We start from the raw sequence: 6,838 nt of genomic DNA on the forward strand, positions 1-6,838 counted from the left end.
CAGTACGTCGAAGCCGCGACACCGGAGGGGAAACCGCCATGGCCGACACCGTGCTTTACGAGGTGCACGACGGACTAGCGACGATCACGCTGAACCGCCCCGAGGCGATGAACGCGCTGAACATCGCGACCAAGGTGGCCCTGCGGGAGGCCGTGGAGGCCGCCGCCGGGGACGACGCCGTAAGGGCGGTGCTGCTGACCGCCGCCGGGGAGCGGGCGTTCTGTGTGGGCCAGGACCTCAAGGAGCACGTCGGGCTGCTGATCCAGGACAAGGAGACGGGCTCCCGGCAGACCATGTCCACCGTCCGCGAGCACTACAACCCCGTCGTGCAGGCCCTGACCGGCATGGCCAAGCCCGTCGTGGCGGGCGTGAACGGGGTGGCGGCCGGGGCCGGCTTCGGCTTCGCCCTCGCCGCGGACTTCCGTGTCGTCGCCGACACGGCCTCCTTCAACACGTCGTTCGCCGGGGTCGCGCTGACCGCCGACTCGGGGATCTCGTGGACCCTGCCGCGCGTGGTCGGCCCCGGGAGGGCCGCCGATCTGCTGCTCTTCCCGCGCAGCATCAGCGCGCAGGACGCGTACGAGCTGGGGATCGCGAACCGGGTCGTGCCGGCGGCGGCGCTGGCGTCGGAGGCGGCGAAGGTCGCTCGCGCGCTGGCCGAGGGGCCGACCGTGGCGTACGCGGCGCTGAAGGAGTCGCTGGCGTTCGGGCTCACGCATTCTCTGGAGGAGGCTCTGGAGAAGGAGGACGAGCTGCAGACGCGGGCGGGGTCTTCCGAGGATCACGGGATCGCCGTGCAGGCGTTCGTGAACAAGGAGAAGCCGAAGTATCTGGGTCGGTGATGGTTCGTGGGGAACCGCGGGCCGGATGTGGTCGACCGCACCCACGCGGCGGAGCCGCATATGTCACAGCCCAGCGCCCCTCAAGGGGCGCTTCTGGCGGCGCATGCCTCCAAGTGGTCGTTCACCAAACCGCAGGCCTGCATCAGCGCGTATGCCGTGGTCGGGCCGACGAAGCGGATGCCCCGCTTCTTGAGGGCCTTGGAGAGGGCCGTGGACTCGGGGGTGACGGCCGGGACGTCCGCGAGTGTCCTCGGCGCCGGGCGGGTCGCCGGGTCCGGGGCGTGGGACCAGATGAGTTCGTCCAGTTCGCCGGAGGTCCAGGCGGACAGCTCGCGCGCGTTGGCGATCGTCGCCTCGATCTTGGCCCGGTTGCGGATGATGCCGACGTCGGCGAGGAGGCGTTCCTGGTCGGCTTCCGTGAACGTGGCGACCGAGGCGATCTTGAAGTCGGCGAAGGCGGAGCGGAAGCCCTCGCGGCGGCGCAGGATGGTGATCCAGGAGAGACCGGACTGGAACGCCTCCAGGCAGAGCCGCTCGTACAGGGCGTCGTCGCCGTGGACCGGGCGGCCCCACTCCTCGTCGTGGTACGCGACGTAGTCCTCGGTGGACAGGGCCCAGGGGCAGCGCAGGGCGCCGTCGGGGCCGGCCAGGGCGGTGCCGTCGCTCACTGGTGGTCACCCTCCTCCGACTTGTGCAGCGAGGTGACGGGCGCCGGGCGGGCGCCCGCGAGCGCGGACTCCAGGTCGGCGATACGGGCGTCCCGCTCGGCGATCTCGGCGCTGAGCCGGCCGAGGGCGTCGTCCACGTCCACCATGCGGTAGCCGCGGACGGCGACCGGGAAACGGAGCGCCTCGACGTCCGCGCGGTTGACCGGGCGGTCCGCCGGCAGCGGGTCCTGGAGCCGCTCGCCCTCGGCCTCCGGCAGCACCGCGTTGTCGCCGCCGCCCACGACGGCGAGCGTCACCGCGGCGACCACCACGGCGAGCGCGACGACCAGGAACAAGAACATGAACATCGCTGGGTCCCCTCGAGTGTGTTCGGCTCCGATCGTGCCATGCGAGTCTGACAGTTAAGGTCGCAGGCGGTTGTGCAAGGCCGTCGATCGACGGGACGTACTGGGAGAGGTCACAGCGGATGCTCAGGCTGGGCAAGCGGGAATTCGGCCCGCACGAGCCGGTGATCATGGCGATCGTGAACCGGACCCCGGACTCGTTCTACGACCAGGGGGCCACCTTCCAGGACGAGCCGGCGCTCGCGCGCGTGGAGCGGGCGGTCGCCGAAGGCGCGGCCATCATCGACATCGGCGGGGTGAAGGCCGGGCCCGGGGAGGAAGTGACCGCGGCCGAGGAGGCGCGGCGGACCGTGGGGTTCGTCGCGGAGGTGCGGCGGCGGTTCCCCGATGTGGTCATCAGCGTCGACACCTGGCGGCACGAGGTCGGTGAGGCCGTGTGCGAGGCCGGGGCGGATCTGCTCAACGACGCGTGGGGTGGGGTCGATCCTCGGCTCGCGGAGGTCGCGGCCCGGTATCGGGTGGGGCTGGTGTGTACGCACGCGGGTGGGGCGGAGCCTCGTACGCGGCCGCATCGGGTCGAGTACGACGATGTCATGGCCGACATTCTTCGGGTGACCGTGGGGCTGGCGGAGCGGGCGGTGTCTCTGGGGGTGCCTCGGGAGTCCGTGATGATCGATCCGGGGCATGACTTCGGGAAGAACACGCGGCACAGTCTGGAGGCGACTCGGCGGCTCGGGGAGATGGTCGCCACGGGGTGGCCGGTGTTGGTGTCGTTGTCCAACAAGGACTTTGTGGGGGAGACGTTGGACAGACCCGTGAGGGAGCGGGTGGTGGGGACGCTGGCGACCACTGCGGTGTCCGCGTGGCTGGGGGCTCAGGTGTATCGGGTGCACGAGGTCGCGGAGACTCGGCAGGTGTTGGAGATGGTGGGGGCGATCGCGGGGTATCGGGCGCCTGCTGTTGCTCGGCGGGGGCTTGCCTAGTTTTTCTCGCCCCCGCCGCCCCTATCCGTCCCATCCTCAAGGGGCCGCGCCCCTTTGACCCTGCCCGTGCGGGTTCGTGGGGGTTGATCGCGCAGTTCCCCGCGCCCCTAAAAGCAAAAGCAAAAGCAGGGGCGCGGGGGGAACCCGGGAGTTACCTGCCCGCCTCCTTCGAGACCAGGGCTACTGCCTCGTCCACGTCGTCCGTCACGTGGAACAGGGACAGGTCTTTTTCCGCGGCCTTGCCCTCGGCGATGAGGGTGTTGGTGAGCCAGTCGACGAGGCCGCCCCAGTAGGACTCGCCGAAGAGGACGATGGGGAAGCGGGTGACCTTCTGGGTCTGGACGAGGGTGAGGGCCTCGAAGAGTTCGTCGAGGGTGCCGAGGCCGCCGGGCAGGACCACGAAGCCCTGGGCGTACTTGACGAACATCATCTTCCGGACGAAGAAGTAGCGGAAGTTGAGGCCGATGTCGACGTAGGGGTTGAGGCCCTGTTCGAAGGGCAGTTCGATGCCGAGGCCGACGGAGGTGCCGCCCGCTTCGAGGGCGCCCTTGTTGGCCGCCTCCATCGCGCCCGGGCCGCCGCCGGTGATGACGGCGAAGCCGGCCTCCACCAGGCCGCGGCCGAGCCGGACGCCCGCCTCGTACTCCGGTGACTCGGCCGGCGTGCGGGCCGAGCCGAAGACGCTGATCGCGGGCGGAAGTTCGGCGAGCGTGCCGAAGCCCTCGATGAACTCGGACTGGATGCGCAGGACCCGCCACGGGTCCGTGTGGACCCAGTCCGAAGGGCCGCCCGCGTCCAGCAGTCGCTGGTCCGTCGTGCTCGCCTGAACCTGGCCACGTCTGCGCAGCACCGGCCCCAGCCGCTGCTCCTCCGGTGGCTGCTTCTTTCCCTCGGGGTTGCCGGTCGCCATGTCCGCTCCCTCCGCCGTGCTGGTGGTTCACCTCAGCGTAGATCCATACGGGTTACGGACGGGGGACGTGAGCGTGTCCGCCACGAGATCCGCCACCCGGGACACTTCACGCCGTCAGCCAGGACCTCAGGCGTTCCTCGCCCGTCAGGATCTTCGCCGGGTCCACCCGTTCGTCGCGCCGGTGTGCCAAGTGCGGGTTGCCGGGGCCGTAGTTGACGGCCGGGACACCGAGGGCGCTGAAGCGGGAGACGTCCGTCCAGCCGTACTTGGGCTGGGCGGTGCCGCCGACCGCTTCGATGAAGGCCGCGGCCGCCGGGTGGGACAGGCCGGGCAGCGCGCCGGGGCTGTGGTCGTCGACGACGAACTCCTCGACCCCGCAGTCGGCGAAGACCTCGCGGACGTGGGCGATGGCCTCCTCCTCCGTACGGTCGGGCGCGTAGCGGAAGTTGACCGTCACCACGCACGCGTCGGGGATGACGTTGCCGGCGACGCCGCCCGAGATGCCGACCGCGTTCAGGCCCTCCCGGTACTCCAGGCCGTCGATCACCGGGTAACGCGGCTCGTACGACGCCAGCCTGGCCAGGATCGGGGCCGCCGCGTGGATGGCGTTGGAGCCCATCCAGCCGCGGGCGGAGTGGGCGCGCTCGCCCTTGGTCGTCAGCAGGACCCGCAGGGTGCCCTGGCAGCCGCCCTCGACCTCGCCGTTCGTGGGCTCCAGGAGGACCGCGAAGTCGCCCTCCAGCCACTCGGGGTGGGCCTCGGAGACGTGCTTCAGGCCGTTCAGGTCCGCGGCGACCTCCTCGTTGTCGTAGAAGACGAAGGTCAGGTCACGGTTGGGGGCCGGCACCGTGGCCGCGATGCGCAGCTGGACCGCGACGCCGGACTTCATGTCACAGGTGCCGCAGCCCCACAGGACGCCGTCCTCGTCGAGACGGGAGGGGACGTTGTCCGCGATGGGGACGGTGTCGATGTGGCCGGCCAGGATCACGCGCTGCGCCCGGCCCAGGTTCGTGCGGGCGACGACGTTGTTGCCGTACCGGTCGACGGTGAGGTGCGGCAGGGCACGCAGGGCGGTCTCGATCGCGTCCGCGAGCGGCTTCTCGGTGCCGCTCTCGGACGGGAAGTCGACGAGCCGGGCGGTGAGCAGCGCGGCGTCCAGCGTGAGGTCAATGGGGGTCTCGGCCATGTCCCCGACCCTAACGCGCCGCCGGGGCGGAGCCGCCCGGCGAGTGGATCCGGTCACTCCCGCCTCACTGTTCACATCACTGTTCACAACTCCTGCACGAGGACCATTACTCTCCAGTACCTTGGACCGCGTGTCAGAGCCGTACCCCTTCCCCCCAGGTCCCCGCCCCCGCCGTCGCGGCCGTCGCGTGCTGCAGTTCATGGCGGCTCTCGTCGTGCTCGCCGCGATCGGGGCGTATCTCACCGTGCAGTATCTGACCGGGGGGAACGGCACGCCGCGCTGCGTGGTCGTGTCCGGGGCTGACGACGGGGCGTCGTACGAGTTCACGCCCGAGCAGGCGGCTAACGCGGCGACGATCTCGGCGGTCGGCACCTCGCGCGAGCTGCCCGAGCGGGCCGTGACGATCGCGCTGGCGACCGCGCTCCAGGAGTCGGGCCTGCGCAACATCGCGCACGGCGACCGGGACTCCCTCGGGCTCTTCCAGCAGCGGCCGTCGCAGGGCTGGGGCACCGAGCAGCAGATCCAGGACCCGGTGTACGCGGCGGGCGAGTTCTACGAGCACCTCGTCAAGGTCGACGACTACGAGCAGCTGCCGCTGACGGTCGCCGCCCAGCGGGTGCAGCGCAGCGGCTACCCGGAGGCGTACGCCAAGCACGAGCCCGACGCCACGCTGCTCGCCGCCGCGCTGACCGGGCGGGCGGCGGCCACGCTGACCTGCGAGGGGCGCCGGGACCCGATCGGCACCGGCACCGCCTACGCGGGCGGCCCGGACGCCGTGCGCGGCGCGCTCGCGAGGGACTTCGGGGACGACGCGTTCGAGGCGGCCGCGGCGGTGGTGGACTCCGAGGGCGGCGCCTCCGCCCAGGCGAGCCCGTCGCCCGGTCCGAGTGTCTCCCCCGCCGCCGGGACCGTCATCATCCCCCTCGCGGACGCCGGGGACGCCGGGGACGCCGCGGAGATCCGGCAGCGCGGCTGGGAGCTGGCGCACTGGGCCGTGGCCAACTCCTCCCGCCTGGGCGTCGAGCGCGTCACGTACGCGGGCCGGGAGTGGGTCGCCGAAGGCCGGGCCGGTGCGTGGCGCAAGGCCGAGAGCACGGCGGGCGACGCGGCGGGCTCCACCGCCGAGGTCCGAATCGTCACTGGACAGTAGGCCTCACGGCTCACCCGTGCGGGGTATGTACGGCGCGGCGCGTGGACGGGGTGCGCAGGTTTTCGGCTGCTCACCCCCGCATCGCGGAACTCCTTGGGAACAAAGAGCCGTAAGGATTCAGCAGACTTTCGGACCGGGCGACGTTTGTCCGATTAGATCCGTATTTGATAATGCGACGCATTGCGAACTCTTTACGTCGGGTCGCCGCAACCTTCAGGGGCTTCGAGCGGTAGTCACTGCGTCCGAGCCCGGGACGATCAACTCCCGGGCGCGGTCGGACACTTCAACGTTCTCTTCCGTCAAAGGAGCACCATGTCCCTCCCCCTGACCCGCCGGATCGCCCGTGCCGCGCTGCTGACCGCAGCGGGAGCGGCCTCCGTGGTCGGTGCGGCCGGCTCCGCGAGTGCGGCACCCGAACTCCCGGCCACCCCGAACCTCGGCGGCCTGTCCGCCGTGGACGGGGCGAACGCCGGTAACACCGTGGACGGCGCGACGCAGAACGTCACCGGGGTCGCGAGCGACGCCGGTGGCAAGGCGGCCAAGCAGACCCTGCCGACCGTGAGCAAGACCGGCGGGAAGGCCGTCAGGACGACGACGCCCGTCGCGCAGAAGGCCGCCGGCGAGACCGCCGGCTCCGCGGGCACCGTTCTGGGTGACACGACCAAGACGGCCACGAAGGGTGGGCTGCCCACCGGGCAGCTGCCGGTGCAGAGCCCGCTCGGCTGACCTTCCGTACGCCGAAGGGGCCCGGGGAG

The 6,838-nt window shown here is 71.3% G+C and carries 8 protein-coding genes; 4 read left to right on the plus strand and 4 right to left on the minus strand.

Going from position 1 to position 6,838, the window contains the following annotated elements; all coding sequences use genetic code 11:
* Positions 1-38 precede the first annotated feature (38 nt).
* The gene (locus ACFU53_RS27460; protein WP_383997747.1) at positions 39-842 is read left to right on the plus strand and encodes an enoyl-CoA hydratase/isomerase family protein; all 804 of its coding nucleotides are present in this window, start codon (positions 39-41) and stop codon (positions 840-842) included.
* A gap of 80 nt (positions 843-922) precedes the next feature.
* On the opposite strand, the gene ACFU53_RS27465 is transcribed toward ACFU53_RS27460, so the two are convergent.
* Together ACFU53_RS27465 and ACFU53_RS27470 are read right to left on the minus strand one after the other, a co-directional pair.
* Complete coding sequence (locus ACFU53_RS27465) at positions 923-1,510, minus strand: DNA-3-methyladenine glycosylase I (protein WP_383997749.1); 588 nt, start codon at positions 1,508-1,510, stop codon at positions 923-925.
* Entirely contained in the window at positions 1,507-1,857 is a 351-nt protein-coding gene (locus ACFU53_RS27470; protein WP_383997752.1) for a DivIVA domain-containing protein, read from the minus strand. The genes ACFU53_RS27465 and ACFU53_RS27470 overlap by 4 nt, the downstream gene beginning before the upstream one ends.
* 119 nt (positions 1,858-1,976) lie before the next feature.
* Between ACFU53_RS27470 and folP the strand changes: the two genes are divergently transcribed.
* Complete coding sequence (gene folP, locus ACFU53_RS27475) at positions 1,977-2,837, plus strand: dihydropteroate synthase (RefSeq protein ID WP_383997755.1); 861 nt, start codon at positions 1,977-1,979, stop codon at positions 2,835-2,837.
* A gap of 151 nt (positions 2,838-2,988) precedes the next feature.
* Here folP and ACFU53_RS27480 read toward each other — a convergent pair whose 3' ends face one another.
* Together ACFU53_RS27480 and dapE are read right to left on the minus strand one after the other, a co-directional pair.
* The gene (locus tag ACFU53_RS27480) at positions 2,989-3,747 is read right to left on the minus strand and encodes a TIGR00730 family Rossman fold protein (RefSeq protein ID WP_383997758.1); all 759 of its coding nucleotides are present in this window, start codon (positions 3,745-3,747) and stop codon (positions 2,989-2,991) included.
* 106 nt (positions 3,748-3,853) lie between these two features.
* Positions 3,854-4,933 (minus strand): succinyl-diaminopimelate desuccinylase, encoded by a 1,080-nt coding sequence (gene dapE, locus ACFU53_RS27485; RefSeq protein ID WP_383997761.1) that lies wholly within the window; start codon positions 4,931-4,933, stop codon positions 3,854-3,856.
* Positions 4,934-5,063: 130 nt separating this feature from the next.
* Between dapE and ACFU53_RS27490 the strand changes: the two genes are divergently transcribed.
* Entirely contained in the window at positions 5,064-6,083 is a 1,020-nt protein-coding gene (locus ACFU53_RS27490; protein WP_383997764.1) for a heavy metal transporter, read from the plus strand.
* 312 nt (positions 6,084-6,395) lie between these two features.
* On the plus strand, positions 6,396-6,809 hold the full coding sequence (locus ACFU53_RS27495; protein ID WP_383997765.1) for an ATP-binding protein: 414 nt from the start codon (positions 6,396-6,398) through the stop codon (positions 6,807-6,809).
* Positions 6,810-6,838 lie beyond the last annotated feature (29 nt).

The organism is Streptomyces sp. NPDC057474 (assembly GCF_042802555.1).
In the GTDB taxonomy this organism is placed as follows: domain Bacteria; phylum Actinomycetota; class Actinomycetes; order Streptomycetales; family Streptomycetaceae; genus Streptomyces.